Here is a 584-nt window from a genome sequence, read left to right on the forward strand (position 1 = left end):
TAGTCAGAAAGATAGATCAATCCGTTGATTTTAGTTTTATCCATGATTTAGTTGCTGATTTGTATTGCTCCAACAATGGCCGTCCAGCCTTTGATCCAACCAAGATGTTTAAGTTATTATTGATTGGTTATATTTTTGGGGTTCGTTCAGAACGCCAGCTCATCAAAGAAGTTCAGGTTAATACAGCCTATCGTTGGTTTGTAGGTTTCGGTTTGCTTGAGAAAATTCCAGATGCTTCGACCTTAAGTCAAAATCGTCGTCGTCGCTTTAATGAATCAGATGTATACCAACAAATATTCGATGAGATTGTCATCCAGGCGATGGGCAAAGGGCTGATCAAAGGTCATCATTTATACACAGACTCAACCCACATCAAAGCCAATGCCAACAAAGGCAAGTGGGTTGAAACAGAAGGCCGCGTAAGTAGTAAAGATTATATTCAGGCACTTGAACAGTCGGTAACGGAGGATCGTAAAAATCATGGAAAAAAGCCCCTTAAGGCCAAAGAACAAAAGCCTGAAACAAAAATAATCAAACAAAGCACCACAGACCCGGACAGTGGCTATATGGTCAGAGACGGAAAG

1 protein-coding gene is annotated in these 584 nt (G+C 40.8%); it reads left to right on the forward strand.

From position 1 onward, the window contains the following. Positions 1 to 584: transposase (locus tag OS173_RS13245; protein ID WP_267184761.1), on the forward strand; the 584-nt coding region annotated here is incomplete at both ends.

The organism is Marinicella gelatinilytica, from assembly GCF_026410405.1.
In the GTDB taxonomy this organism is placed as follows: domain Bacteria; phylum Pseudomonadota; class Gammaproteobacteria; order Xanthomonadales; family Marinicellaceae; genus Marinicella; species Marinicella gelatinilytica.